Origin of the sequence: Ramlibacter rhizophilus (genome assembly GCF_004681965.1) — a bacterium.
Taxonomy (GTDB): Bacteria; Pseudomonadota; Gammaproteobacteria; order Burkholderiales; family Burkholderiaceae_C; genus Ramlibacter; species Ramlibacter rhizophilus.
Genome location: NZ_SMLL01000002.1, coordinates 26,885 through 52,178 on the forward strand (window position 1 = coordinate 26,885; position 25,294 = coordinate 52,178).

Below are 25,294 nucleotides of genomic sequence, written 5' to 3' on the forward strand. Positions count from 1 at the left end.
GGGCTTTGATGGGTTTGTCCTGTAGCGGTTGCATTGTGCCCAATCAGGCGGACGTCTCATGCAACTCGGGGGTATCCACGTGGGCGGCGGCCGCGCCACCCTGCGCCGAGCGGGCGAGCTGCTCGCGCAGCGCGGGCAGGCCCGCGCCCGTGCGGCCGCTCACGAAGAGGCGTGGAACGTTGCGCCCCTCCAGCTCGAAGCTGTCCACCGCGCGCGTGGGCGTTTGCTGCGGCGAGACGGCGTCCAGCTTGTTGAACACCAGCACCTGCGGCACGTCGGCCGCCCCGATTTCGTGCAGCACGCGCTGCACCTGCGCAATCTGCTCGGGATGGTTCGGGTTCGCACCATCGACCACGTGGAGCAGCAGGTCGGCGTCGGCCGCTTCCCGCAGCGTCGCCTCGAAGGCGTCGATCAGGCCGTGTGGCAGGTCCCGGATGAAGCCGACGGTGTCCGACAGCGATACCGAGCGGCCAGCCCCCTGGCCGTCGCCAAGGTACAGCTGACGCGTCGTGGTGTCCAGGGTGGCGAAGAGCTGGTCGGCGGCATAGGCGCGCGCCTTGACCAGGGCGTTGAACAGCGTGGACTTGCCGGCGTTGGTGTAGCCGACCAGGGAGATGTTGAAGGCACCCTGCCGCTCGCGCTGGCGGCGCTGCGTGCTGCGCTGGCGCTTGACCTTTTCCAGCCGCTCTCGCGTTCGCTTGATGGCGTCGCCGATCATCCGGCGGTCGAGTTCGATCTGCTTTTCGCCCGGGCCGCCGCGCACGCCGGCACCGCCGGTCTGCCGCTCCAGGTGCGACCAGCGTCGCACCAGGCGCGTGCTCACGTACTGCAGCCGTGCAAGCTCGACCTGCAGCTTGCCCTCGTGGCTGCGGGCCCGCTGGGCAAAGATTTCCAGGATGAGCAAGGTGCGGTCATTGACCGGCAGCCCGATGTGTCGTTCGAGGTTGCGCTGCTGGGCGGGGCTGAGCGACTGGTCGAACAGGATCTCGGTGGCGCCGCAGGCCTCGGCCAGCGCCTTGATCTCGTCGGCCTTGCCCGAGCCGACGAACAAGGCGGCGTCGGGCGCCTTGCGCTTGCAGCTGATGCGCTCGACGGGGCGCATGCCGGCGGTCTGCGCCAGCAGGCCGAGTTCCTCGAGTTCGGAATCGAAGTGGGGAGTTCCGAAGTCGACGCCGACCAGCAGGACGGGGACCAGGGACTCAGGGGTGGTGGATGGCAATGCGTTCGGACCCGGAATCTTTCAGTTGAGAAGACCCGGGCGGCGCGACGGGCGCCCTGTCCGCACCTTAGGCGGCAGGCGCCTCGTGGCTGTCAGCCGTGGAGAAATTCACGGCGCGCCCGGGGACGATCGTGGAGATGGCGTGCTTGTAGACCATCTGCGTCACGGTGTTGCGCAACAGGACGACGTACTGGTCGAAGGACTCGATCTGCCCCTGCAGCTTGATCCCATTGACCAGGTAGATCGACACAGGCACATGCTCGCGGCGCAAGGTGTTGAGGAAGGGGTCTTGTAGTAGCTGCCCTTTGTTGCTCACGATATTCTCCGTGTTCGGAAGTTTTTTGAAATCGCACCTTACCACAGCAAAGCGCCGAGCAAGCCAAGCACCGCATACGTCCCCACATGGGCCCGAAGCCGGTGCGTTCAAGCCCCGAACGGCACTGTTCGGGTGCCGCGCCCCGCACCGCGAACGGGAACTCAGTCCTTGTCCGCGTAGGGGTTGGACGACGTCTTCATCTCGATGCGCAGCGGCGTGCCGATGAGGTTGAACTCCTTGCGCAAGCGGCCTTCCAGGAAGCGCTTGTACGCGTCGGTCACGTGCTCAAGCGAGTTGCCGTGCACCACCACCACCGGCGGGTTCATGCCGCCCTGGTGGGCATAGCGCAACTTGGGGCGAAACATGCCCGCGCGCTTGGGCGCCTGGAACTGGACGGCTTCGTGCAGCAGGCGGGTGAGCACGGGCGTGGACATCTTGCACATGGCCGACTGGTGCGCCTGCGCGATCGAGGCCCAGACCGGGCCCAGCCCCTGGCGCTTGCGCGCCGAGATGAAATGCAGCGCCGCGAACTTGAGGAAGGGAAGGCGCGATTCGATCTGCCGCTGGACCTGCTGGCGCTCGTACTCGTCCACCGCATCCCACTTGTTGATGGCGATCACCACGGCGCGCCCGCTCTCCAGGATGTAGCCGGCGATGTGCGCGTCCTGGTCGGTCACGCCCTGCGTCGCGTCCAGCAGCAGCAGGACCACGTTGGCCGACTCGATGGCCTGGAGCGTCTTGACCACCGAGAACTTCTCGATCGCCTCGAACACCCGCCCCTTGCGCCGCAGGCCGGCCGTGTCGATCAGCTCGTACTTCTGTCCGGCCCGCTCGAAGGGCACGCTGATGGCGTCACGGGTGGTGCCCGGCAGGTCGAAGGCGATCAGCCGCTCCTCGCCCAGCCAGGTGTTGATGAGGGTGGACTTGCCGACGTTCGGTCGCCCCGCCACGGCCAGCTTGATGACGCTGGTGTCCGGCTCGGCCTCCTCCTCGTCCAGCTCCGGAAGGGACAAGGCATCGAGCGCCTGCTCGACGAGGCTGCGCACGCCCTGCCCGTGCGCGGCCGACACCGGCAGCACCTCGCCCAGGCCCAGCTCGTAGAACTCGGCCAGCTGCGTGCCCTCGGTCATGCCTTCGGCCTTGTTGGCCACGAGCACGGTGGGCTTTCCCAGCTTGCGCAGGTAGTTGGCGATGTCGTGGTCCTGCGCCGAGAGCCCGTCCCGTGCGTCCACAACGAACACCACCACGTCGGCTTCGGCCACCGCCTGGCGCGTCTGCTTGGCCATCTCCACGTAGATGCCGGTCTCGGCGGTCGGCTCGAAGCCGCCCGTGTCGATGACGATGAACTCGCGCTTGCCCATGCGCGCATTGCCATAGTGGCGGTCGCGGGTAAGCCCGGCGTAGTCGGCGACGATGGCGTCGCGCGACTTGGTCATGCGGTTGAAGAGCGTGGACTTGCCCACGTTGGGGCGGCCCACGAGGGCGACGACGGGTTTCATGGCGTGGCGCCCTGGCGCAGGATCAGTTGGGAACGAAGCCGAAGACGCCGCCGCTGCGGGTGACCACGACCAGGGTGTTGCCGGCCAGCACCGGCGCCGCCGCGATGGCGGAGCCGTCCGTGGACAGGCGATTGAGCAGGCTGCCGTCTTCGCGCGAGAGCAGGTGGACCAGGCCGGTGCTGTCGCCCACGGCGACCGAACGGCCGATCAGGAGCGGCGCCGTGAGGCCCCGCCACTTCAGGAGGTCCGTATTCCAGGCGGGATCGCCGTCGGCGCGGTTCCAGGCCTGGACCCGGCCGTCGGCCTCGGTGCCGAAGACCTGGCGCTCGTCGCCGGCCAGGCCCTCGGCGCCGCTCGCGCGGCGCGTCCAGCGCACGCTGCCGCGCTGCACATCCACGCAACCCACCGCAGCCTGGAAGGCGCGCGCGCAGACCGATTCGCCCACCCGGCTGGCCGGACCGACCAGGTCCACCAGGCGTTCCACGTCATTGGTGCCGCGGGAGGTGCCGATCGGCGCCTCCCAGCGGACGTTGCCGGTGTCCGGGTCCAGGGCCGCGAGGCGGCCGCCCTGCCCCACCAGCAGCGTATTGCCCACCGGCAGCAGGACGCCTGCCTGGCGCAGCACCAGCGGCTCGCCGGGCCGCTGCAGGGACCACAGCCTGCGGCCGGTGGCGCCGTCGTGCGCGGTGACCGAGCGGTCCGCCGCCAGCACGAACACGCGCCCACCCGCCACCAGCGGCGGCGTGTAGCTTTGCGCCTGGAGCGGCTCGCGCCAGGCCACCTTGCCGTCGGCCAGGCCCACGAGCTGGTTCTCGCGCGTGACCACCGCGCTGCGCGTACCGTCGCTGCCCACGCCGGCCGCGAGCGGCGCGCCCACGGCGGCCCGCCACAGCTCGCGCCCGGTCGCCGCATCGAAGGCCGCCACGGTGCCGTCGCCCGCCGCGACGGTGACACGCGTGTCGTTCACCTGGACCGACAGCGGAAAGCCCACGTCCCCGATGCGGGCCGACCAGGCCTGCCGCACGCCGATGAGCGCCGGGTTGGGGGCGAGCTCGGCCGGCTTGGGCCGGTCCGGACCGCCACCGAGGAAGCTGGGCAGCGCGGAGCAGGCGGACAGCATCGCTGCCAGCGAAACCAGCACCGCCACGCGTGCGCCACGGACGAGGGGCGCGCCGCTCATGACTTGGCGATCTCGCCGCCGAGCGAGGCGAGCTTCACTTCCACCAGGCGGCGGTACTCGGAGCCGGCGTCGAGCCCGGCAACGGCCTTCTGGTACTGCGCGATGGCTTCGGCCGTCTTGCCTTGCAGGGTGTAGATGTCGCCGCGCCGGTCCGCCGCCAGCGGCTCGAAGGCGGCGGGCATGGGTTCGGCCAGGCGCTGCAGGGCCTCGTCATAGGCCTTGGCCTGCGTGAGCAGCGCCGCCAGGCGCAGCCGCGCGACCGAGCGATAACCTGCATCGGAGGTCTTGTCCGCCACCCAGGCCAGCGCGGCGCGGGCGGGATCGACCTGTCCTGCGTCCTGCAGGGTCTTGGCCGCCAGCAGCGCGGCCTGCTGCGCGTAGGTGGTGCCGCCGTAGGACTTCTGGATGTCCGCCAGGGCCCGCTGCAGGCGCTCGGTCTCGCGTGCCGCGGCGGCCTGCTCCACCTGCTCGTAGAGCGCGGCAGCTTCGCCGGCCTGCCGCGTCTGCCACCAGTTCCAGCCGTTGAAGGCGGCGATGCCGCCGAACACGACGATCAGGACGGTGCTGATGAGGTTGCCGTACTTGTTCCAGAAGTGCTTGATCTCGGCAAGCTGCTCCTGTTCTTCGAGGTCGAGGTGTTTGGCCATGCGGATGGTGAAAAACTGTGCGCGATTGTAGTGATGCGACTCTTCAGGGCTTGAGGCTCGCGGCCCACTCGTCCACCTGTGCCAGGACGCGGCGGCTCTGGGCGCCCGCGCCGTCCCGCAGGGACTTGAGCGTGACCTCCCCGGTGGCGAGCTCGTCGGCGCCGAAGATCAAGGCATGGCGGGCGCCGCTCACGTCGGCCTTCTTGAACTGCGACTTCATGCTGCCCAGGCCCTCGGCCGAGGCCGCATGCATCTGCACGCTCACGCCGGCCGCGCGCAGGGCCCGCAGGGTGCGCAGCACCAGCGGCATGGCCTGGGCATCGGGCACGATGGCGTACACGTCCGGCTGCAGCGCAGGCGCTTCGGTGCCCTGCTCGCGCAGCAGCTCCAGCACGCGCTCCACGCCCAGCGCCCAGCCGACCGCCGGTGCGGGCTTGCCGCCGATCTCGCCGATCAGGCCGTCGTAGCGCCCACCGGCGCAGACGGTGCCCTGCGCGCCGAGCCGGTCGGTCACGAACTCGAAGACCGAGAGGTTGTAGTAGTCCAGGCCGCGCACCAGCCGGGGGTTGATCCGGTAGGCGATGTCGTTGGCGTCGAGGATGGCGCGCAGGCCCGCGAAGTGGGCCAGGGATGCCGCGCCCAGGAAGTCGATGAGGCGCGGCGCACCCTCGACCAGCGACTGCATGGCCGGGTTCTTGGTGTCCAGGATCCGCAGCGGATTGCTGTGCAGCCGCCGGCGCGCGTCCTCGTCGAGCTGGTCGGCGTGCCGCTCCAGGTAGGCGATGAGCTCGGCGCGGTGACGCTGGCGCTCGTCGAGCTGGCCCAGGCTGTTGATCTCCAGGCGCACGTCGGTGAGGCCCAGCTCGCGCCAGAGCGCGTCGGCCAGCAGGATCAGTTCCGCATCCACGTCCGGTCCCGCGAAGCCGAGCGCCTCGGCGCCGATCTGGTGGAACTGGCGATAGCGGCCGCGCTGCGGGCGCTCGTGGCGGAACATCGGACCCATGTAGTAGAGGCGCTTGCCACCCTCGTACAGCATCGAGTGCTCCACGACGGCCCGCACCACGCCGGCCGTGTTCTCCGGGCGCAGCGTGAGTTGCTCGCCGTTGAGCCGGTCCTCGAAGGAGTACATCTCCTTTTCGACGATGTCGGTCACCTCGCCCAGTCCGCGCACGAAGAGCTGCGTCGGCTCCACGATCGGCGTGCGGATGTTGCGATAGGCGTGGCGGGCCATCAAGGAGCGAACGATGCCTTCGAGCCACTCCCACTGCCCCGAGACGGGCGGCAGGATGTCGTTCATGCCTTTGATGGCGGCGAGTTTGGGCGGGGACATGTTTTCCGGGGACTGGGGCTGGGAACGAGGGACTCGGGCGCGGGCCGGGGGCCAGGACGTCCATGGGCGCAAGCCGCGCTCCGTGACCTCCAGGTCCGCAGTCCCTAGCCTGCGGCCCCGAACCTCTTCTCGATATAAGTCTCGACGATCTGGTGGAACTCGGCCGCGATGTTGTCGCCGCGCAGCGTGAGGGCCTTCTCGCCGTCGATGAAGACTGGCGCGGCCGGCGCCTCGCCGGTGCCGGGCAGGCTGATGCCGATGTCGGCGTGCTTGCTCTCGCCCGGGCCGTTGACGATGCAGCCCATCACGGCCACCTTCAGCCGCTCGACCCCGGCATAGCGCTCGCGCCACACCGGCATCTGCGCGCGCAGGTGGTCGTCGATCTGCTTGGCCAGCTCCTGGAAGGTGGTGCTGGTCGTGCGGCCGCAGCCGGGGCAGGCGGTCACGCTGGGCACGAAGCTGCGCAGGCCCAGGGCCTGCAGGATCTCGGAGGCGATCACCACCTCCTGCGTCCGGGCCTCGCCAGGCTGGGGCGTGAGCGAGACGCGGATGGTGTCGCCGATGCCCTCCTGCAGCAGGATGCCCATGGCCACGCTGGAAGCGACCGTGCCCTTGGTGCCCATGCCGGCTTCGGTCAGGCCCAGGTGCAGGGCGTAGTCGCAGCGCCGGGCCAGTTCGCGGTACACCGAGATGAGGTCCTGCACGCCGCTGACCTTGCAGGACAGCAGGATCTGGTCCGGGTTCATGCCCAGGCCCCGCGCCCGCTCGGCCGAGCCGATGGCCGAGGTGATGAGCGCCTCGTACATCACGGCCTTGGCGTCCCAGGGCTCGGCGCGGCGGCTGTTCTCGTCCATCATGCGCGCGAGCAGCTCCTGGTCGAGGCTGCCCCAGTTCACGCCGATGCGCACCGGCCGGTCCCAGCGCAGGGCCGCTTCGATCATCTGCGCGAACTGCCGGTCGTGCTTGTCGCCCTTGCCCACGTTGCCGGGGTTGATGCGGTACTTGGACAGCGCCTCGGCACAGGCGGGATGGTCCGACAGGAGGCGGTGGCCGTTGTAGTGGAAGTCGCCCACCAGCGGCACGTCGATGCCCATGCGATCGAGCTGCTCGCGGATGTAGGGAACCTGCTGCGCCGCCTCGGGCGTGTTCACCGTGATGCGCACCACCTCCGACCCGGCCTGCGCCAGCTCCTTGACCTGGATGGCCGTGCCGATCGCATCGACGGTGTCGGTGTTGGTCATGGACTGCACGCGCACCGGCGCGTCGCCGCCCACGGTGACCACGCGCGAGCCCCAGGCGATGCGCGCCTGCCGCGAGCGGCGCGGGCGCGGCGCCGCGGCTTCGATGGGCGTGCAGGCTGCGTTCATGTCGGCGGCGCTCCCGGGGGTGCTCATCGGATCTCGAAGCGGGCGACGTTGTCCCGGGTGAACGGGCGCAGGTCGAAGGCGCTTCCGCGCACCTGCACCTGCGTGCCCGAGGCACTGCCGACCACCACCTGCAGCGGCGTGGCGCCGGAGACGTTCACCACCTCGCCGGCCGCCACCATGCGGCGCAGGTACACGGCGCCGCGCGGATCGGTCACCTGGATCCACGAGGGCTGCGAAGCGCGGAATTCGACGACGGGCGCGCCGGCGGCGGCCGCCGGGTTGGGCGTGGCCGCGGCCGTGGTGGGCACGGGCGCCGCCGCGGGCGGGGCCGGCGCCGCTTGAACCGGGGCCGTTGCGGTGGCCGGCGCGGTGGCGCTTGCAGGCGCGGGCGCAGCAGCGGGTGCGGCTGCGACGTCCTGGGCCGGCGCCAGCGGCGGCGTGACGGTCTCGCTCACCATGCCGGTCGGTGCACCGGGCACCGACCCCGCGGGGCCCGCGGGGTCGGCCGCCGATGCGGCGGGCGCGTCGGCCACCGGGGCGCGGTTGGGAATGAGGGGCAGCGCCAGCAGCACGAGTGCGCCCACCAGCAAGGCCAGTGCCGCGAACACCGGCGGGCGCAGCAGCAAGGCCCGCACGGGCGAATGCGCGGCATCGCCGGTGGCGCGGAAGGGAACGTTGATCGGGACGTCCTTGCCCAGGCGCGAGTCGCTCCCCTTGGGCAGGCGCGTGAGCACCAGCTGCGGATCCAGCCGGAGGTTGCGGCACACGCTCGCGGCCAGGGCACGCGCATAGACCACGTCCGGCAGGAGCTCCAGCCGATCCTGCTCCAGGGCCTCCAGCTGGCGCTGCGGAACCTTCAGTGCGCCCGCGAGCGCTGCGACATGCAGGCCCGCGCCTTCACGTGCCTGCCGCAGCAGCGCGCCGGCGCTGATGTCACTCTCGGCGACGGTCTCACTCATGGAATGCTCCCCGCTCGTACGCAGCCAGCTCGCGGGACTGCGGATAGCGTTTCTTCAGTTGCTCGGCCAGCTGCGTCATGGCGAGCTTGTCGCCCAGCCGCTGCTCGACCCGGATGCCGAGCCAGAGCGACTCGGCGTTGGCCAGCTCGCTGTTGTTCAGCCGGCGGATGTAGAACTGCGCCCGGGCCAGCTCGCCGCGCCGCATCAGCAGGCTGGCGAGGTTGTAGCCGGTCACGGGATTGCCGGCGTCCAGCTCGTAGGAGCGCGCGAGCGACTGCTCGGCGTCCTCGAAGCGTCCCGCCCGTGCCTGGCACAGGCCCAGGGTCATGGTGGTCTTGGCGCGGCCGCCGTAGGTGGGGTTGGCCAGCGCCTGCCGGAAGGCATTGATCGCCTCCTCGTGCCGGTCCTGCGTGCAGGCGAGCCAGCCCAGGTTGTGCAGGGCGTCGGCGTCACGCGGGTTGATGGCCAGCGCGCGCCGCAGGCTCTCTTCGGCCTGGCGGCTGTCGTTCAGGCGCATGTAGATCAGGCCGCGCAGGTTGTAGGCCGGGCCGAAGGCCGGGTCGCTCGCGAGGGCCTGCTTGATCTCGTCGAGCGCGATCTCGGTGCGGCCCTGCTCGAAGTAGCCGATGGCCAGTTCCAGCCGGATGCGGGCCCGCTTGCGCTCGGGCGTTTCGTCCGACTCGGTCATGACCTCACGCGCGCCGGAGGCGCCGGCGGCCGGCGATCCCGGGGGCGAGGCGCACCCCGACAGGAGCAGCAGGGCGACCAGGAGGCCGCCCGCAGGCCAGCCGGCAAGGCGCGCCGATACGGCCTGTGCGTTCTCGCGGGTGCTCATTCGATCCTCTCCTTGGCTGTGGGTGCCGTGGGCACCGGCGTGAGCATGACGGTGCGCCGCTGGGCCATGCGCTCGTCAACGCGCGTGCGGTCGCGGACGTCACCGGCCAGCTGGCCGCAGGCCGCGTCGATGTCGTCCCCTCTCGTCTTGCGCACGGTGGTGACGATACCAGCATCGCTGAGCCGTTTCGCGAAGGCGAGCACCTGCGCGTGGGGCGACCGAGACAGGCCCGAGGCGGGGAAGGGATTGAAGGGAATGAGGTTCAGCTTGCAGGCGATGCCGCGGCCCCCATGCCCGTGCAGAAGCGCGATGAGCTGGTCCGCATGCTCGGCCTGGTCGTTGACGCCGTCGAGCATGCAGTACTCGAAGGTGATGAAGTCCCGCGGCGCGAAGGCGAGGTAACGCTGGCAGGCGTCCAGGAGTTCGGCGAGCGGGTACTTGCGATTCAGGGGCACGAGGGGGTCGCGCAAGGCGTCGCTGGGCGCGTGCAGCGAGACCGCCAGCGCCACGGGGCAGTCGGCACCGAGCCGGTCCATCATGGGCACCACGCCCGAGGTGGACACCGTCACGCGACGACGCGACAGGCCATAGGCATGGTCGTCCAGCATGGTGCGCAGGGCGGGCACCAGCGCTGCATAGTTCTGCAGGGGCTCGCCCATGCCCATCATCACCACGTTGGAGATGACCCGCTCGCTCGTGCCCAGGCGGCGGCGCAGGAAGTGCTCGGCGAACCAGAGCTGCGCGACGATCTCGCCCGTGCTCAGGTTGCGCGCGAAGCCCTGGTGGCCGGTGGAGCAGAAGCGGCAGCCCACGGCGCAACCGGCCTGGGAGGAGATGCACAGCGTGCCGCGGTCGTCCTCGGGGATGAAGACGGACTCGACGGCGTTGCCGCCGCCGACGTCGAACAGCCACTTGATGGTGCCGTCGGCGGATTCCTGCTGCGTGAGGACCTTCAGGCCCTCCACGCGCGCCGTGGCCTGGAGCTTGCCGCGCAGCGACTTCGCCAGGTCGGTCATCTGCTCGAAGTCGCTCGCGCCGCGCTGGTGGATCCAGCGATACAGCTGGGTGGCGCGGAAGCGCTTCTCGCCCAGCGACTCGCAGAACGCGGCCAAGCCCTCCAGGTCGAAGTCGAGCAGGTTGGCCGTCATGGGATGTGAAGCGCGATCAGCGCCCGTACACGTTCATGCCGGGGAAGAAGAAGGCCACTTCCACGGCAGCGGTTTCCGCGGCGTCGGAGCCGTGCACCGCATTGGCGTCGATGCTGTCGGCGAAGTCGGCGCGGATGGTGCCCTTCTCGGCCTTCTTGGGGTCGGTGGCGCCCATGAGCTCACGGTTCTTGGCGATGGCGTTCTCGCCCTCGAGCACCTGGATCATCACCGGGCCGGAGACCATGAAATCGACCAGGTCCTTGAAGAAGGGACGGGCCTTGTGCACGGCGTAGAACTGCTCGGCCTCGCCGCGCGAGAGGTGCGCCATCTTGGCGGCGATGACCTTCAGGCCCGCGCCTTCGAAGCGCGAGTAGATCTGGCCGATGACGTTCTTGGCGACAGCGTCGGGCTTGATGATGGACAGGGTGCGCTCGATGGCCATGTTGTTTTCCTGGATGGAGTGAATGAAACGGGAAAGGCGCCGGCCTTCGCACCGCCAGCGGGTGCGGCACAGGCTTCGTGTCGAGCCGGCGTCCGAAAGTTCGGCAAAGCCGCTGATTCTAAGCCGCCACGCTTCGTGGCGAGCACCGAGTCAGCTCAGCGGCCCCGGTTGCGGCGCGGCCCGGCGCCGCCGCCGCCACCACCCCCACCGCCCCCACCGCCTCGTCGTTGCCCGGGCATGCCGCCCTGGCGCTGGCGCGTGAAGCTGTCGGCGCCGATGTAACCCAGCGAGGTCTTCATGGGATCGGGCTGGCCGCCTGCCGGGCGATCGCCCCGCTCCTTGCGGCGCGACTGGCCGCCACCGCCTCCGCCACCGCCACCACCACCCATGCCGGGTGGCTTGCCCGCGCGGTTGGGCGGACCGTCGCCGCCGCGCCGGGGCTTGCCGCCGCGCCTTCCGTCCGCGCCATTGCCCTTGCCCTGGCCTTGGCCGCGACCATCCGGTGCGTTGACGCCTGCCGCATGCATGAGGGCCCGGATGTCGCGTTCGTCCAGCTCCATCCAGGCGCCGCGCTTGAGGCCGCGCGGCAGGACCATGGCCCCATAGCGGATGCGGATGAGGCGGCTGACCGCGTGGCCCACGGCTTCGAACAGGCGCCGCACCTCGCGGTTGCGGCCCTCGGAGATGGTCACGCGGTACCAGGCGTTGGCGCCTTCGCCGCCACCGTCCTCGATGGAGCCGAACTGCGCCCGCCCGTCGCCGAGCTCGACACCGTCCAGCAAGCGCTGCTTCTCTTCATCGCTCAGGGGGCCGAGCACGCGCACCGCGTACTCGCGCTCCAGGCCGAAGCGCGGATGCATGAGCCGGTTGGCGAGCTCGCCGGAACTCGTGAACAGCAGCAGGCCCTCGGTGTTGAGGTCCAGCCGGCCGACGGATTGCCACTTGCCCTGGTACAGCTTGGGCAGCTTGCGGAACACCGTGGGGCGGTTCTGCGGATCGTCGTGCGTGACCACCTCGCCGACCGGCTTGTGGTAGGCGATGACACGGGCCGGAGGCGGCGCGATGCGGACCTTGATGGGCCGGCCGTTCACCTTGATCTGGTCGCCCCACTGGATGCGCTGGCCGATGTGGGCCGGCTCGTTGTTCACCGAGATGCGACCTTCGGTGATGAGTTGCTCCATCTCCAGCCGCGACCCCAGGCCGGCCTGGGCCAGCACCTTGTGCAGCTTGGGCGTCTCGGGCTGCGGGGCGAGCACGCGCTTGGGCAGCGCCACCTCGGCACTTTGCTCGTCGGCGTCGAACTGCCCCGAGACCACGTCCTCGAAGCGGATCGCCGGCACGGGGCCCTGCGCACGCGCGGCGGAGGCGCCGGCGCGCGGCGGCTCGTCACGCTCTTCATCGCCGTCGCCGTCGTAGTCGTCGTCGATGTCGTCGTCGTTGTCGTTGTCGAGGGCTGCCTTCGTCTCGGCCTGCTCGGAGGCCTCGGCATCGGTCTCGTCCTCGCGCGGCGCGCCATCGGCGGCATCCATGGGCTTCGGCTGTACCGGCTCGTGGGGGTCCGGCTCGGAGGAATCGCCGTCGGTCGCGCCGGTGTCGTGGGAATGTCGTGTCATGCTGGGTCGGAGGAGCTGGAGGTGGCCTCGTCAGGGCCGGCGGTGTCGCCTTCGATGGCGAGTTCGGCCTGACCCGCCTCGGGGGCGACGGCCTGCAGGGCGGCGACGGCCTGCGAAGGGTGTTCGAGGACGGGCAACTGGTCGAGCGACTCGAGCCCGAGATCGTCCAGGAACTGGCGGGTAGTGGCAAAGAGCGCGGGACGGCCAGGAGCTTCCCGATGGCCGATGGACTCGACCCAGCCGCGGTCTTCGAGCTGCTTGATGATGAGGGAGTTGACGGTCACGCCGCGAATGTCCTCGATGTCACCGCGCGTGACGGGCTGCCGGTAGGCGATGATGGCCAGCGTCTCCAGCGTGGCGCGGGTGTAGCGCGGCGGCTTTTCCGGATGCAGGCGGTCGAGGTACTCGCGCATCTGCGGGCGGCTCTGGAAGCGCCAGCCGGTGGCGACCTGCACCAGTTCCACCCCGCGCTGCGTCCACTCCTCCTGCAGCTCGCGCAGCAGCGTCTTGACCGTGTCGGCGCCGAGCTCGTCATTGAACAGCACGCGCAGATCACGCACCGCAAGCGGTTGCGGCGAACAGATCAGGGCGGTCTCCAGGACGCGCTTGGCATCCAAGGTGTTCATGGTCTCGTGTCGCAGGAAGGCCGCCGAGGCGGCTGGCGAAAAATGAAGGCCTGCAAGGCCTTCAGGAAGGGCCCGGCATGGCCGGGCTGGCCGGGAATCGCATGTCCGGGCATGCGTGGGCGGATTGTATCGTCAGTGCCCCGACCCGCTTCCCGGAGGTACCACCAGGCCCCAGGCGGCCAGCGCCTGCGCGAGGTCCGCAGGCAAGGGCGCTTCGAACACGAGCGCCTTGCCGGTCTCGGGGTGCCTGAAGGCCAGGCGCTCGGCATGCAAGGCCTGGCGGGCCATGCCGGCCGCCGGTGCACCGCCATAGAGGCCATCGGCCAGCAGCGGATGCCCGAGGTGCGCCAGGTGAACGCGGATCTGGTGCGTGCGCCCCGTGTGCAGTCGGGCCCGCACCAGGCAGCCGGACTGCGCGTTCTGCAGCAGCTCGAAGTCGGTCCGGGCCGGCTTGCCCGGGTGGCGCTGTGGGTCCACGACCGCCATGCGCAGGCGATTCGCCGGGTCACGGCCGATGGCGGCATCGACGGTCCGCGCGGGCGGCCCGCTCCAGGGGCGGTGCGCCAGCGCCAGGTACTGGCGCGAGACCTCCCGCGCGGCGATGAGGCGCACCAGCGCGTCCATGGTGCGCCGCTCGCGCGCCACCACCATCAGGCCGCTGGTGTCCTTGTCCAGCCGGTGGACGATGCCCGCGCGCGGCAGCGCGGCGGCCTTGGGGTCCCGCGCGAGCAGGCCATTGAGCACCGTGCCGCGCCAGTTGCCCGGGGCCGGGTGCACCACCACGCCCGCCGGCTTGTCGATCACCAGCAGGCAGGAGTCCTCGTACACCACCGGTAGCTCGATGGCTTCGGGAACGAACGCCTGGCTCTGGGGCGTGGCCCGCAGTTCGATGCGCCCGCGCTCGCCCGCCTTGACCCGCTGGGCACTGCGCAGGCACGGCCGGCCCTGCAACTGCACCGCCCCGCCCTCGATCAGCTGCTGGAGGTAGCTGCGGGAGAACTCGGGCACGATGCCCGCGAGCGTGCGGTCCAGGCGCTGCCCGTGGTCCGGCGCACCGATGGTGAAGTCACGCACTTCCACCTCGGCGGCGCTGTCCGCGGCTTCGTCGATCACCTGCTCAAGCGCCGCGTCCAGCGGGGACGGCGAGCCGGTCGGATGGGGGTCGGTCGATATAATTGCGGCCCTTTTGACGTCCATAGAAGCCTGCGCGATGTTGCGTGCGAAATTATCGTTCCTCGCCCCTTGCCTCCTCGCGTGCGGCATGGGCCTCGTGGCCGGCTGTTCCACGACCGAAGCAGACAAGACCGCCAATTGGAGCCCGGGTCGCCTCTACAGCGAAGCGCGGGACGAAGCCTCCGCCGGCTCCTACGACAAGGCCATCCCGCTCTTCGAGCGCCTGGAAGGCCGCGCCGCCGGCACGCCGCTGGCGCAGCAGGCCCAGCTGGAGAAAGCCTACGCCCACTACAAGGCCGGCGAGAAGGCCGACGCCATCGCCACGCTGGACCGCTTCCTTCGCCTGCACCCGGCCAGCCCCGCGGCCGACTACGCCATGTACCTCAAGGGCCTGGTCAACTTCAACGACCAGCTCGGACTGTTCTCGTTCCTGGCTCGCCAGGACCTGTCGGAGCGCGACCAGCAGGCTGCGCGCGAATCCTTCGAGGCTTTCCAGGAGCTGGTGCGCCGCTTCCCGGAATCGCGCTATGCCCCCGACGCGCAGGCGCGCATGACCTACATCGTGAACTCGCTCGCGCAGTACGAGGTGCACGTGGCGCGCTACTACTACAACCGCGGCGCGTACGTCGCGGCCATCAACCGCGCGCAGGCCGCCATCGCGGACTACAAGGAAGTGCCGGCGGCCGAGGAGGCCCTGTTCATCCTGCACCGCTCGTATCAGGCCCTTGGCATGGACCAGCTTGCCGCCGATGCGCGCCGCGTGCTGGAGAAGAACTACCCCGCCAGCGACTACCTGGCCCGCGGATTCAAGCCGAAGCAGGATCCGTGGTGGAAGCTCTGGTAGCCGCCGCGAGCGTTGCCAGCGCCGCCTCGAAGGCGTCCATCGAATCCAGCCGCCGCATCGGCGGCAGCGCCGCCAGCAGCCGGCGCCCATAGCCCATGGTGGCCAGGCGCGGGTCGCACACCACCAGGATGCCGGTGTCCGTCTCGCGCCGGATCAGCCGTCCGGCACCCTGCTTGAGCGCCACCGCGGCCTCGGGCAGGTGGTAGTCGCTGAAGGCGCTGCGCCCGCTCGACTCCAGCCGCTTGGACCGCGCCTCGACCAGCGGGTCGCCCGGCGGCGGAAAGGGCAGCTTGTCGATCACCACGGCCTGCAGCTCGTCCCCGGGAACGTCCACGCCTTCCCAGAACGAGGCCGAGGCCACCAGCACGCACCCGGGCCGGCCCTGCGTCGCCCCTTCGCGAAAGCGTTCGATCAGGCTGCGCTTGGGCCCCTGCCCCTGCACCAGGATGTCAAGGCCGCCCTCGATCCCGAAACGCGTCTGCAGCGCATCCCCGATGGTGCGCAGTGCGCGCAATGTGGTGGTGAGCACGAGCGTGCGCCCGCCGAGCGCGCCAGCCGCCTGCGCCGCGACGGCAGCGACGCGCGTGCTGTGAAGCGGATCGCCCGGGCGCGGCATGTCACGCGGCACGAAAAGCGCCGCCTGCCGCGCGTAGTCGAAGGGGCTGCCCACCCGCAGGACCTCGGCCCCCTGCAGGCCGCAGGGCTCGGTGAACCAGCTCAGGCGGGCATCGTCGCCCAGCGTGGCCGAGGTGAAGATCCAGGCCCGCGATGCAGCGGCCTCGGCGCGGATCGACCGGGCTTCGTCATCGGCCGCATCGTTCTGCGTTGACTCGCTTGCGGGATCGCCCGCCGGCGATTGACCCAGCAACCTCGTACGCACCGCCTCGGCGATGTCCAGCGGCGACTCCAGCAGCCGAAGCTGCAGGCCGACATCGACCCAGCGCACCACGCCGGACGGGCCGGGCTGCGCGAAACGGTCGGCGCGCTGCGCGAGCGAGTGCGCCCGCTCGGACAGGCGCACGAAGTCCGGCGCGATTTCGCTGACCGTCTCCAGGGCTTCCATCGCCTCTTCGCAGGCCCGCGCCACGCCGTCCAGGGCGGACTGCCAGTCATGTTCATCGGCCTGCTCGGGCGCGGCGCCGGTCCAGCGCAGCCTCGCCCCCGTGGGCGTGCGTCCGACCACCAGGCGCAGGTCGCGGGCCGCGCGTTCCACGGCGCTGGCGACACCCTGCCAGTCCACGAGGCCCCGGGCGAGCTGCAGGCCGGCACCCAGGAGGTCGCGGGCGAAGTCGATCAGTTGCCCCGTCGCCAGGTGCGCACCGAGGAACTGCACCCCGGTCTCGTTCAGCTGGTGCGCCTCGTCGAAGATTGCCACGCGCACCGAGGGCAGCAGTTCCGCCATGCCCGACTCGCGCACCGCGAGGTCGGCGAAGAACAGGTGGTGGTTGATCACCACCACGTCGGCCGCGAGTGCCTCGCGGCGCGCGTTGGCGACGTGGCAGGCGCGAAAGCGCGGGCACTGCGAGCCCAGGCAGTTCTCGCGCGTGGAGGTGACCAGCGGGATGATGGGCGAGCGCTCGTCCAGGCCGGGCAGCTCGGACAGGTCGCCGCTGCGCGTGACCTGCGCCCAGGACTCCACCTTGGCGAGCGTGCGCAGGGCACTGCGATCGGGCAGGCTCGCGTCCTGGCGGGCCATCTCCATCCGGTGCACGCACAGGTAGCTGCCGCGCCCCTTGAGAAGCGCCGTGCGTACCGGAAGGCCCAGGGCCTTGACCAGCCGGGGCAGGTCGCGCCCATAGAGCTGGTCCTGAAGGGTCTTGGTGGCCGTCGACAGCAGCACGCGTTCGCCCGAGAGCAGGGCCGGCACCAGGTAGGAGAAGGTCTTTCCCACGCCCGTGCCGGCTTCGACGACGAGCACGCCCCCGGACTCGATGGTGCGCGCGACCGCCATCGCCATGTCGGTCTGACCCGTTCTGGGTCGAAAGGCATCGGCCGCGCGCGACAGGGCGGCGCCGGCCTCGAAGGCTTCGCGCACCGCGTCCTGCAGGGAAGGCGGGCCGGTGGGGGTGGATTCGGGGGTATGCAACAGGGTGACGCCGCAATGGGCGAAGGGCAGCGGGCCGCGCTGATAATAGCGGCTCGCGGACGCCGTCCGGATCTGGGAAACGCATGGCCAAGGGCTTCCGAATCACCGCAGCGACGGGTCTGCACAAGGGCGATCGAGACTACCAGCAGGACCAGCTCGCGCTGATCGGCCACCCCCGCTTTCCCGGTTGCGTGCTCGGCGTCGTCGCCGATGGCATGGGCGGCCGCAGCGGCGGGCGCAAGGCCTCGGACCAGGTGATGCTCACCGCCCGCCAGCTGTTCGAGCGCTACTCGCCCGAGCAGGACGATGCAGCCCACTTCCTGCGCCGGCTGGTGCAGGAGGCGCACACGGTCATTCGCCTGACCGCCATCTCCGCCGAGGAAGAGCCCCACAGCACCCTGGCGGCCTTCCTGATCAACCCGGGTGGCGACTGCCACTGGGTGCACGCCGGCGACTCGCGCATCTACCACTTCCACGGCAGCGAGCTCGTGCACCGCACGCTGGACCATTCCTATGTGCAGGCCCTGGTGTCGCGAGGCGAGCTGAGCGAAGCGCAGGCGCGCGACCATCCGCAGTCCAACATCCTCCTGGGCTGCCTGGGCGCCGACGAAGACCCGCCGGCCGACCTGCACTTCATCCCGCAACTGCGCCCGGGCGACACCCTGCTGGCCTGCAGCGACGGGCTGTGGCACTACTTCGAGACCTCGGAGCTGGGGTCCGCGCTGGCCACGCTGTCGCCGCGGGAGGCCAGCGAGCACCTGGTGGAAAAGGCCCGTTCGCGCGCGAAGGGCGCGGGCGACAACCTGTCGCTGGTGGTGGTGAAGCTCGAGGCGCTGATGGACTGAAAACGTTCGTCTCAGCGCACCGGTGCGCTGCCCGCCTCGCGCGCCCGCTCGTCCAGTTCCCGCCGCCGCGCCTCGCCTTCGCGCTGCCGCTCGGCCGTGTTGACGGCCAGCTCCTGGCGACGCAGCGCTGCCAGCATGGCGCGCAGGCGCGTGCGCGCCTCGGCCACGCAGTCGTTCACGGCGAAGCGGGCCCGGCAGGCCAGTTCCTCGCGCGCGAACTGCGCCTGCGCGGCTGAACGCTCGATGTCGATGCGGGCGCGCTCGGCGTCCGGATCGATCCGGTCCTGCGCGCCCGCCGCGCAGGCCAGCACCACCAGGACCACGGTCAACGCTGCGCTTCGTTTCATGTGAGCCTCGTGTCGACGGTGCGCCGCTCCTGAGCAAGGAACTCGGCCGATTGCATTTCCATGAGCCGGGAGACGGTGCGGGGAAATTCGTGCGCCAGCGCGCCTTCGGTGTAGAGCCCCTCGGGCGGCGCTTCGGCAGAGAGGATCAGCTTGACCCGCCGGTCGTACAGCACGTCCACCAGCCAGGTGAAGCGCCGCGCCTCGGAGGCCATGCGCGCCGACATGGCCGGCACGTTCGAGAGCAGCACCGTGTGGAACTGCGTGGCGATCTCCAGGTAGTCGTTCTGGGAACGGGGTCCGCCGCAGAGCGTCCTGAAGTCGAACCACACGACGCCGCCCGCCTTGCGCCGCGCGCGGATCTCGCGCTGCTCGATGTGCAGCACGGGGTTCTCGTCGTGCGAGGCGGCCAGCTCGTTGAAGGCGGCGTCCATGTCGGCGTCGGCCTGCGGGCCGAGCGGCGTGTGATAGAGCTTGACGTGCTCGAGCGTACGGCGCCGGTAGTCGGTGCCGTTGTCCACGTTGATCACCTCCAGCCGGTCGTTCAGCAGCGCGATGGCCGGAAGGATGCGGTCCCGGTGCAGGCCGTTCGGGTACAGGTCGTCGGGCCGGAAATTGGAGGTGGTCACGAAGCCGACGCCATTGTCGAAGAGCGACTGCAGCAGCCGGTGCAGGATCATGGCGTCGGTGATGTCCGCGACGTGGAACTCGTCGAAGCAGATGAGGCGATAGCGGCGCGCCATGCGCTCGCCCAGCACGTCCAGCGGGTTGACCGTGCCCTGCATGTCCGCGAGCTCGCGGTGCACCTCGCGCATGAACTCGTGGAAATGCAGCCGCGTCTTGCGACGCAGCGGGACCGCGTTGTAGAAGCAGTCCATGAGGAAGCTCTTGCCCCGCCCCACCCCGCCGTACATGTACACGCCGCGCGGGATGTCGGGCCGGTTGATCAGCTTCTTGAACAGGTTCGAGCGCTGTTCCTTGAACTCGGCCCACTCGCGCGCGCAACGCTCCAGCGCCTCGACCGCGCGCAGTTGCGCGGGGTCGCTGGAGTAGTGTCGCGCGGCGAGTTCGGCGTCGTAGGCCTGGCGCACGGGACCGGACATGCGCCTGTGCTTAGAAGTTGAGCGTGCGCTTGTCCACTGCCAGGGCGGCCTCCTTGGTGGCCTCCGAGAGCGACGGATGCGCGTGGCAGATGCGCGCGATGTCCTCGCTGGATGCCTTGAACTCCATGGCCACCACGGCCTCGGAGATCAGTTCGCTGGCCATGGGGCCGACGATGTGCACGCCCAGGATTTCATCGGTCGCCGCGTCGGCGAGGAACTTCACCATGCCGGTGGTGTCCCCCAGCGCCCTCGCCCGCCCGTTGGCCAGGAAGGGAAAGGTGCCGGCCTTGTACTTCACGCCGTCGGCCTTGAGCTGCTGCTCGGTGCGGCCCACCCAGGCGATCTCCGGGCTGGTGTAGATCACCCAGGGGATGGTGTTGAAGTTCACGTGCCCGTGCTGGCCCGCGATGCGCTCGGCCACGGCCACGCCCTCTTCCTCCGCCTTGTGCGCGAGCATGGGGCCGCGCACCACGTCACCCACGGCCCACACGCCCGGCAGGTTGGTGCGGCACTCGTCATCGACCAGGATGGCGCCGCGCTCGTCCAGCTTCAGGCCCACGCCCTCGGCGTTCAGGCCGACGGTGTTGGGGACGCGGCCGATGGAGACGATCAGCTTGTCCACGTCCAGCGACTGTGCCTGCCCCTTCGCGTCGGTGTAGGCGATGGAGACGCCCTCCCCGTCGCTGCGGACCTCGCCGACCTTCACGCCCAGCTCGATCTTCAGGCCCTGCTTGGTGAAGGCCTTGTGCGCCTCCTTGGCGATCTGCTCGTCCACCGCGCCCAGGAAGGTGGGCAGGCCTTCGAGGATGGTGACCTCGGCGCCCAGGCGGCGCCACACGGACCCCATCTCCAGGCCGATGACGCCCGAGCCGATCAGGCCCAGCGTCTTCGGCACGGCGCCGATCCGAAGCGCGCCGTCATTGGACAGCACCTTGGTTTCGTCGAAGGGAACACCCGGCAGCGGGCGGGCGTTGGAGCCGGTGGCCACGATGACCTCCTTGCCGACCAGCGTCTCCTCCGCGCTGCCCGTCACCTTGATCTCGTAGCCTGCGCCGCCTTCGGCCGCCTTCACGAAGGCGCCCCGGCCGTGGAAGAACGCGACCTTGTTCTTCTTGAACAGGTACAGGATGCCGTCGTTGTTCTGCTTCACGACGGCGTCCTTGCGCCCGATCATCTTCGGCAGGTCGAGCCCCAGGCCCTGGACCTGGATGCCGTGTTCGCCGAAGTGCTTGCCCGCGTGCTCGAAGTGCTCGGAGGACTGCAGCAGCGCCTTGGACGGGATGCAGCCCACGTTGGTGCAGGTGCCGCCCGGGGCCGGGCCGCCCTTGTCGTTCTTCCACTCGTCGATGCAGGCGGTGTTGAAACCCAGCTGCGCCGCGCGGATGGCCGCGATGTAGCCGCCGGGGCCACCGCCGATGACGATGACGTCGAATTGCTTGCTCATGTCGCCGCGCCTCAGATGTCGAACAGCAGTCGCGCCGGATCTTCAAGCGCTTCCTTCATGGCGACCAGGCCCAGCACGGCTTCGCGGCCGTCGATGATGCGGTGGTCGTAGGACATGGCCAGGTAGTTCATGGGCCGCACCACGACCTGCCCGTTCTCCACCACGGCGCGGTCCTTGGTGGCGTGCACGCCCAGGATGGCCGACTGCGGCGGGTTGATGATGGGCGTGGACAGCATGGAGCCGAACACGCCGCCGTTGGAGATGGAGAAGGTGCCGCCGGTCATCTCCTCGATGCCCAGCTTGCCGTCGCGCGCCTTCTGACCGAATTCGGCGATCTTCTTCTCGATGTCGGCGAAGGACATCTGGTCGGCGTTGCGCAGGATCGGAACCACCAGGCCACGCGGCGAGCCCACGGCGATGCCGATGTCGAAGTAGCCGTGGTAGACGATGTCGTTGCCGTCCACGCTGGCGTTGATGACCGGGAACTTCTTGAGCGCGTGCACCGCCGCCTTCACGAAGAAGCTCATGAAGCCGATCTTGACGCCGTGCTCCTTCTCGAACTTCTCCTGGAAACGCTTGCGCATCTCCATCACCGGGGCCATGTTGACCTCGTTGAAGGTGGTGAGGATGGCGTTGGTGGATTGCGACTGCAGCAGGCGCTCGGCCACGCGGGCACGCAGGCGGCTCATGGGCACGCGCTGCTCGGGGCGTTCGCCCAGGTTGGCAGGCGCGGGCGCCGCCACCTGCTGCAGCGCGGGCCGCGGCGCGGGCGCCGGCACGGCCGCAGCGGCGGGCTTGGCGCCGGAGGACAGCGCGCCGAGCACGTCGCCCTTGGTGACGCGGCCGTCGCGGCCGGTGCCGCCCACGGAGCCGGGGGCGAGCTGGTTGTCCGCCATGAGCTTGGCGGCCGCCGGCATGGCGACGCCGGCCTTGGCACCGCCCGCGGCGGGCGCGGACACAGGGGCCGGCATGGGTGCGGCCGTGCCGTCGGAGCCGGCGGCAGCGGCGGGAGCACCGGGCGCTGCGGCGGAGATGCCGGCCGCCGCGCTGGCGCGGCTTTCGCTGTCGATGCGGGCGATGACCTGCTCGGCCACCACCGTGCCGCCGTCGCCGACGACGACTTCCGCCATCACACCGGCGCTGGGCGCGGGCACTTCGAGCACGACCTTGTCGGTCTCGATCTCGATCAGGATCTCGTCCTGCGCCACGGCATCGCCGGGCTTCTTCTTCCACTGCAGCAGGGTCGCCTCGGCAACCGATTCGGACAGCTGCGGCACTTTGACGTCAACGATAGCCATTTGTGTTCTTTCCTCTGAGGATGATTCTTTTCCTACGCGCGATGTGAAGCGACCCCGGCGCGCCGGGCGCCGAGGTCGTGTCGTTCAGATCGTCACTTGGTCAGCACGAAGCCCTTGAGCTTGGCGAAGGCCGCATCGACCAGCGCCTTCTGCTGCTCCTGGTGCAGGTGCGAATAGCCCACGGCCGGGGAGGCCGAGGCCGCGCGGCCGGCGTAGCCGAGCTTCTGGCCTTCCAGCATGTTCTCGTGGATGTTGTGCTGGATGAAGAACCACGCGCCCTGGTTCTGCGGCTCGTCCTGGCACCACACGATATCGGTCGCGTTGGGGTACTTCTTCAGCTCCGCCGCGAAGGCCTTGTGCGGGAAGGGATAGAGCTGCTCGACCCGCAGGATGGCCACGTCCGCCAGCTCGCGCTCGGCGCGCTGCTTGGCCAGGTCGTAGTAGACCTTGCCCGAGCACACGATCACGCGCTTGACCTTCTCGGCCCGCAGCTCCATGGCATCAGGGATGACGGTCTGGAAGCTGCCCTTGGTGAACTCGGAAATCGGGGAGGTGGCGTCCTTGTTCCGCAGCAGCGACTTGGGCGTCATGATGACCAGCGGCTTGCGCAGCGGGCGCACCATCTGCCGGCGCAGCAGGTGGAAGATCTGGCTGGCCGTGGTGGGCTGGCAGACCTGCATGTTGGCATCCGCGGCCAGCTGCATGAAGCGCTCCAGGCGCGCCGAGCTGTGCTCGGGGCCCTGCCCCTCGTAGCCGTGCGGCAGCATGAGCGTGATGCCGTTGACGCGGCCCCACTTCACCTCGCCCGAGGCGATGAACTGGTCGATGACCACCTGCGCGCCGTTGGCGAAGTCGCCGAACTGCGCCTCCCAGACCACGAGCGTGTTGGGGTCGTTGGAGGCGTAGCCGTACTCGAAGCCGAGCACCGCCTCCTCGGACAGGATGGAGTCGATGACGACGAAGGGCGCCTGGCTCTCGGCCACGTTCTGCAGCGGCACGTAGGTGCCCACGTCCCAGCGCTCGCGGTTCTGGTCATGCAGCACGGAGTGGCGGTGCACGAAGGTGCCGCGGCCCACGTCTTCGCCGGACAGGCGCACCGGGTAGCCGCTGGCCACCAGCGAGGCGTAGGCCATGTGCTCGCCCATGCCCCAGTCCACGTTGGCCTCGCCGCGGCCCATCGCGGCGCGGTCTTCCAGCACCTTGCGCACCAGCGGATGGACGGTGAAGTTCTCGGGCACCGTGGTGATGCGTTCGGCCAGGCGCTTCCACTCGGTGAGCGGAATCGCGGTGTCGCCGGCGTCGGTCCACTTCTTGCCGAGGAAGGGACTCCAGTCGACCGCGTACTTGCTCTTGAAGTTGGTGAGCACGGGATCGACCGTGTGGGTTCCGGCGTCCATGGCGGCGCGGTACCCGCGAACCATGTCGTCACCCAGCGAGTCACCCAGGCCCTGCGTGGCCAGCTTGTCGGCGTAGAGCTTGCGCGTGCCGGCGTGCTGGGCGATCTTCTTGTACATGAGCGGCTGGGTGAGCGAGGGCGTGTCCTGCTCGTTGTGGCCCAGCTTGCGGAAGCAGACGATGTCCACGACCACGTCCTTGCTGAACTCCATGCGGTACTCGAGGGCCAACTGCGTGGCCAGCACCACGGCCTCGGGATCGTCGCCGTTCACGTGCAGCACGGGCGCCTCGATCATCTTGACCACGTCGGTGCAGTACAGCGTGGAGCGGCTGTCGCGCGGATCGGAGGTGGTGAAGCCGATCTGGTTGTTGATGACGATGTGCACCGTGCCGCCGGTGAAGTAGCCGCGCGTCTCGGCCAGTGCCAGCGTTTCCTGCACCACGCCCTGGCCGGCGAAGGCCGCGTCGCCGTGCACCAGCACCGGCAGCACCTGCTGGCCCTTGGCGTCGCCGCGGCGGTCCATGCGGGCGCGCACGCTGCCCTCGACCACCGGGTTGACGATCTCCAGGTGCGAGGGGTTGAAGGCCAGGCTCAGGTGGACCGGGCCGCCGGGGGTGGACACGTCGGAGCTGAAGCCCTGGTGGTACTTGACGTCACCCGCGGGGAGGTCTTCCTTGGCGGTGTGCTCGAATTCGGCGAACAGGTCGCGCGGCATCTTGCCGAGGGTGTTGACCAGGACGTTCAGGCGACCACGGTGGGCCATGCCGATCACGATTTCCTGCACGCCCTTGGTGCCGGCCTGCTGGATCAGCTCGTCCATCGAGGCGATGAAGCTCTCGCCGCCTTCCAGCGAGAAGCGCTTCTGGCCGACGTACTTCGTGTGCAGGAAGCGCTCCAGGCCCTCGGCGGCGGTGAGCCGGTCGAGGATGTGCTTCTTCTTGTCCGCGCTGAAGTTGGGCTTGGCGCGGATCGACTCCAGCTTCTGCTGCCACCAGCGCTTGCTGGCCTGGTCGGTCATGTACATGTACTCGGCGCCGATGGTGCCGCAGTAGGTCTCGCGCAGCGCGTTCATCAGCTCGCGCAGCGTCATCGTCTCCTTGCCGAAGAAGGTGTTGCTGGTGTTGAACACCGTCTCCTGGTCGGCATCGGTGAAGCCGTAGAACGAGGGCTCCAGCTCGGGGATGTTCGGGCGCTCGGCGCGCTTGAGCGGGTCGAGGTCGGCCCAGCGCTGGCCGACGTTGCGGTAGGCGGCGATCAGCTGCTGGACGGCGGTGCGCTTGCGGCCCAGCTCGGAGTCCGCGCCCGAGGCGACCACGACCTGCGTGCCGCCCTGCTTGGCGCGCTGCGCGAAGGCGTTGATGACCGGGAGGTGGGGAACGTCCTTGGCGTTGCTGCCGTCGGAGGCGGGGACGTTCTGCAGCGCGTCGAAGTACTCGCGCCAGTTGTCGGGGACGCTGCCGGGATTGGCGAGGTAGTTCTCGTACATCTCCTCGACATAGGGCGCGTTGCCGCCGAAGAGGTAGGAGTTGCCTCGATAGGCCGTGTAGACGGGGCTCGTCTCACTCATGTTTTCGCTACTT

Annotated in this window: 22 protein-coding genes; 2 read left to right on the forward strand and 20 right to left on the reverse strand. The window is 69.8% G+C overall.

The annotated features are described in order from the left end of the window. Positions 1 to 43: 43 nt before the first annotated feature. From hflX to EZ242_RS04880, 14 genes are all read right to left on the reverse strand, one after another. Positions 44 to 1,219, reverse strand: coding sequence for a GTPase HflX (hflX, locus tag EZ242_RS04815; RefSeq protein ID WP_135284013.1), 1,176 nt, complete (start codon positions 1,217 to 1,219; stop codon positions 44 to 46). A 67-nt stretch (positions 1,220 to 1,286) separates the two neighbouring features. Beyond that, positions 1,287 to 1,535 (reverse strand): RNA chaperone Hfq, encoded by a 249-nt coding sequence (gene hfq, locus EZ242_RS04820; protein ID WP_135284014.1) that lies wholly within the window; start codon positions 1,533 to 1,535, stop codon positions 1,287 to 1,289. A 161-nt stretch (positions 1,536 to 1,696) separates the two neighbouring features. After that, positions 1,697 to 3,034: a ribosome biogenesis GTPase Der gene (gene der, locus EZ242_RS04825; RefSeq protein WP_135284015.1), complete on the reverse strand. Its 1,338-nt coding sequence runs from the start codon at positions 3,032 to 3,034 to the stop codon at positions 1,697 to 1,699. Positions 3,035 to 3,056: 22 nt separating this feature from the next. Next, complete coding sequence (gene bamB, locus EZ242_RS04830; protein WP_135284016.1) at positions 3,057 to 4,214, reverse strand: outer membrane protein assembly factor BamB; 1,158 nt, start codon at positions 4,212 to 4,214, stop codon at positions 3,057 to 3,059. Beyond that, entirely contained in the window at positions 4,211 to 4,861 is a 651-nt protein-coding gene (locus tag EZ242_RS04835; RefSeq protein ID WP_135284017.1) for a YfgM family protein, read from the reverse strand. The genes bamB and EZ242_RS04835 overlap by 4 nt, the downstream gene beginning before the upstream one ends. Before the next feature lie 43 nt (positions 4,862 to 4,904). After that, positions 4,905 to 6,191 (reverse strand): histidine--tRNA ligase, encoded by a 1,287-nt coding sequence (hisS, locus tag EZ242_RS04840; protein ID WP_135284018.1) that lies wholly within the window; start codon positions 6,189 to 6,191, stop codon positions 4,905 to 4,907. Between the two features lie 104 nt (positions 6,192 to 6,295). Continuing rightward, positions 6,296 to 7,585 (reverse strand): flavodoxin-dependent (E)-4-hydroxy-3-methylbut-2-enyl-diphosphate synthase, encoded by a 1,290-nt coding sequence (ispG, locus tag EZ242_RS04845; protein ID WP_420821230.1) that lies wholly within the window; start codon positions 7,583 to 7,585, stop codon positions 6,296 to 6,298. Continuing rightward, on the reverse strand, positions 7,582 to 8,517 hold the full coding sequence (locus EZ242_RS04850) for a helix-turn-helix domain-containing protein (RefSeq protein WP_135284020.1): 936 nt from the start codon (positions 8,515 to 8,517) through the stop codon (positions 7,582 to 7,584). Before EZ242_RS04850 ends, ispG begins: the two co-directional genes overlap by 4 nt. After that, complete coding sequence (gene pilW, locus EZ242_RS04855) at positions 8,510 to 9,352, reverse strand: type IV pilus biogenesis/stability protein PilW (RefSeq protein WP_135284021.1); 843 nt, start codon at positions 9,350 to 9,352, stop codon at positions 8,510 to 8,512. The genes EZ242_RS04850 and pilW overlap by 8 nt, the downstream gene beginning before the upstream one ends. Further along, positions 9,349 to 10,500 (reverse strand): dual-specificity RNA methyltransferase RlmN, encoded by a 1,152-nt coding sequence (gene rlmN / locus EZ242_RS04860; RefSeq protein ID WP_135284022.1) that lies wholly within the window; start codon positions 10,498 to 10,500, stop codon positions 9,349 to 9,351. The genes pilW and rlmN overlap by 4 nt, the downstream gene beginning before the upstream one ends. 16 nt (positions 10,501 to 10,516) lie before the next feature. Beyond that, positions 10,517 to 10,942: a nucleoside-diphosphate kinase gene (gene ndk, locus EZ242_RS04865; RefSeq protein WP_135284023.1), complete on the reverse strand. Its 426-nt coding sequence runs from the start codon at positions 10,940 to 10,942 to the stop codon at positions 10,517 to 10,519. Positions 10,943 to 11,097: 155 nt separating this feature from the next. Next, positions 11,098 to 12,555: a pseudouridine synthase gene (locus tag EZ242_RS04870; protein ID WP_240786994.1), complete on the reverse strand. Its 1,458-nt coding sequence runs from the start codon at positions 12,553 to 12,555 to the stop codon at positions 11,098 to 11,100. Next, positions 12,552 to 13,181: an SMC-Scp complex subunit ScpB gene (scpB, locus tag EZ242_RS04875; protein ID WP_135284024.1), complete on the reverse strand. Its 630-nt coding sequence runs from the start codon at positions 13,179 to 13,181 to the stop codon at positions 12,552 to 12,554. The genes EZ242_RS04870 and scpB overlap by 4 nt, the downstream gene beginning before the upstream one ends. Before the next feature lie 132 nt (positions 13,182 to 13,313). Continuing rightward, positions 13,314 to 14,378 (reverse strand): RluA family pseudouridine synthase, encoded by a 1,065-nt coding sequence (locus EZ242_RS04880; RefSeq protein WP_135284025.1) that lies wholly within the window; start codon positions 14,376 to 14,378, stop codon positions 13,314 to 13,316. Positions 14,379 to 14,391: 13 nt separating this feature from the next. On the opposite strand from EZ242_RS04880, the gene EZ242_RS04885 reads away from it, so the two are divergent. Further along, the gene (locus tag EZ242_RS04885) at positions 14,392 to 15,198 is read left to right on the forward strand and encodes an outer membrane protein assembly factor BamD (protein ID WP_135284026.1); all 807 of its coding nucleotides are present in this window, start codon (positions 14,392 to 14,394) and stop codon (positions 15,196 to 15,198) included. Here EZ242_RS04885 and EZ242_RS04890 read toward each other — a convergent pair. Further along, positions 15,161 to 17,284, reverse strand: a complete 2,124-nt coding sequence (locus tag EZ242_RS04890) for a DNA repair helicase YoaA (RefSeq protein WP_135284027.1) — start codon at positions 17,282 to 17,284, stop codon at positions 15,161 to 15,163. The two genes, EZ242_RS04885 and EZ242_RS04890, sit on opposite strands and share 38 nt — an antisense overlap. Positions 17,285 to 17,367: 83 nt before the next feature. Between EZ242_RS04890 and EZ242_RS04895 the strand changes: the two genes are divergently transcribed. Next, positions 17,368 to 18,129, forward strand: coding sequence for a PP2C family protein-serine/threonine phosphatase (locus EZ242_RS04895; protein ID WP_135284028.1), 762 nt, complete (start codon positions 17,368 to 17,370; stop codon positions 18,127 to 18,129). Between the two features lie 11 nt (positions 18,130 to 18,140). On the opposite strand, the gene EZ242_RS04900 is transcribed toward EZ242_RS04895, so the two are convergent. The 5 genes from EZ242_RS04900 to EZ242_RS04920 form a co-directional block, all read right to left on the reverse strand. Further along, positions 18,141 to 18,476 carry a hypothetical protein gene (locus EZ242_RS04900; protein ID WP_135284029.1) on the reverse strand — a complete coding sequence of 112 codons (336 nt, stop codon included), beginning with the start codon at positions 18,474 to 18,476 and terminating at the stop codon, positions 18,141 to 18,143. Continuing rightward, a complete protein-coding gene (gene zapE, locus EZ242_RS04905; RefSeq protein ID WP_135284030.1) occupies positions 18,473 to 19,576 on the reverse strand; it encodes a cell division protein ZapE in 1,104 nt (367 codons plus the stop codon). The genes EZ242_RS04900 and zapE overlap by 4 nt, the downstream gene beginning before the upstream one ends. Positions 19,577 to 19,586: 10 nt before the next feature. Then, positions 19,587 to 21,020 (reverse strand): dihydrolipoyl dehydrogenase, encoded by a 1,434-nt coding sequence (gene lpdA, locus EZ242_RS04910; protein ID WP_135284031.1) that lies wholly within the window; start codon positions 21,018 to 21,020, stop codon positions 19,587 to 19,589. An 11-nt stretch (positions 21,021 to 21,031) separates the two neighbouring features. After that, entirely contained in the window at positions 21,032 to 22,318 is a 1,287-nt protein-coding gene (gene odhB, locus EZ242_RS04915; RefSeq protein WP_135284032.1) for a 2-oxoglutarate dehydrogenase complex dihydrolipoyllysine-residue succinyltransferase, read from the reverse strand. A gap of 92 nt (positions 22,319 to 22,410) precedes the next feature. After that, positions 22,411 to 25,281, reverse strand: a complete 2,871-nt coding sequence (locus EZ242_RS04920; protein WP_135284033.1) for a 2-oxoglutarate dehydrogenase E1 component — start codon at positions 25,279 to 25,281, stop codon at positions 22,411 to 22,413. Between the last annotated feature and the right edge of the window lie 13 nt (positions 25,282 to 25,294).

Excerpts from the sequence above, each read along its gene's own strand:
- EZ242_RS04895 (WP_135284028.1), top strand. The coding sequence starts at position 17,368 with ATGGCCAAGGGCTTCCGAATCACCGCAGCGACGGGTCTGCACAAGGGC.
- pilW (WP_135284021.1), bottom strand. The coding sequence starts at position 9,352 with ATGAGCACCCGCGAGAACGCACAGGCCGTATCGGCGCGCCTTGCCGGC.
- scpB (WP_135284024.1), bottom strand. The coding sequence starts at position 13,181 with ATGAACACCTTGGATGCCAAGCGCGTCCTGGAGACCGCCCTGATCTGT.
- der (WP_135284015.1), bottom strand. The coding sequence starts at position 3,034 with ATGAAACCCGTCGTCGCCCTCGTGGGCCGCCCCAACGTGGGCAAGTCC.
- ndk (WP_135284023.1), bottom strand. The coding sequence starts at position 10,942 with ATGGCCATCGAGCGCACCCTGTCCATCATCAAGCCCGACGCTGTCGCC.
- EZ242_RS04920 (WP_135284033.1), bottom strand. The coding sequence starts at position 25,281 with ATGAGTGAGACGAGCCCCGTCTACACGGCCTATCGAGGCAACTCCTAC.
- zapE (WP_135284030.1), bottom strand. The coding sequence starts at position 19,576 with ATGTCCGGTCCCGTGCGCCAGGCCTACGACGCCGAACTCGCCGCGCGA.
- lpdA (WP_135284031.1), bottom strand. The coding sequence starts at position 21,020 with ATGAGCAAGCAATTCGACGTCATCGTCATCGGCGGTGGCCCCGGCGGC.
- odhB (WP_135284032.1), bottom strand. The coding sequence starts at position 22,318 with ATGGCTATCGTTGACGTCAAAGTGCCGCAGCTGTCCGAATCGGTTGCC.
- EZ242_RS04900 (WP_135284029.1), bottom strand. The coding sequence starts at position 18,476 with ATGAAACGAAGCGCAGCGTTGACCGTGGTCCTGGTGGTGCTGGCCTGC.
- hisS (WP_135284018.1), bottom strand. The coding sequence starts at position 6,191 with ATGTCCCCGCCCAAACTCGCCGCCATCAAAGGCATGAACGACATCCTG.
- EZ242_RS04850 (WP_135284020.1), bottom strand. The coding sequence starts at position 8,517 with ATGAGTGAGACCGTCGCCGAGAGTGACATCAGCGCCGGCGCGCTGCTG.
- bamB (WP_135284016.1), bottom strand. The coding sequence starts at position 4,214 with ATGAGCGGCGCGCCCCTCGTCCGTGGCGCACGCGTGGCGGTGCTGGTT.
- EZ242_RS04835 (WP_135284017.1), bottom strand. The coding sequence starts at position 4,861 with ATGGCCAAACACCTCGACCTCGAAGAACAGGAGCAGCTTGCCGAGATC.
- ispG (WP_420821230.1), bottom strand. The coding sequence starts at position 7,585 with ATGAGCACCCCCGGGAGCGCCGCCGACATGAACGCAGCCTGCACGCCC.
- EZ242_RS04870 (WP_240786994.1), bottom strand. The coding sequence starts at position 12,555 with ATGACACGACATTCCCACGACACCGGCGCGACCGACGGCGATTCCTCC.
- rlmN (WP_135284022.1), bottom strand. The coding sequence starts at position 10,500 with ATGACGGCCAACCTGCTCGACTTCGACCTGGAGGGCTTGGCCGCGTTC.
- EZ242_RS04880 (WP_135284025.1), bottom strand. The coding sequence starts at position 14,378 with ATGGACGTCAAAAGGGCCGCAATTATATCGACCGACCCCCATCCGACC.
- EZ242_RS04885 (WP_135284026.1), top strand. The coding sequence starts at position 14,392 with ATGTTGCGTGCGAAATTATCGTTCCTCGCCCCTTGCCTCCTCGCGTGC.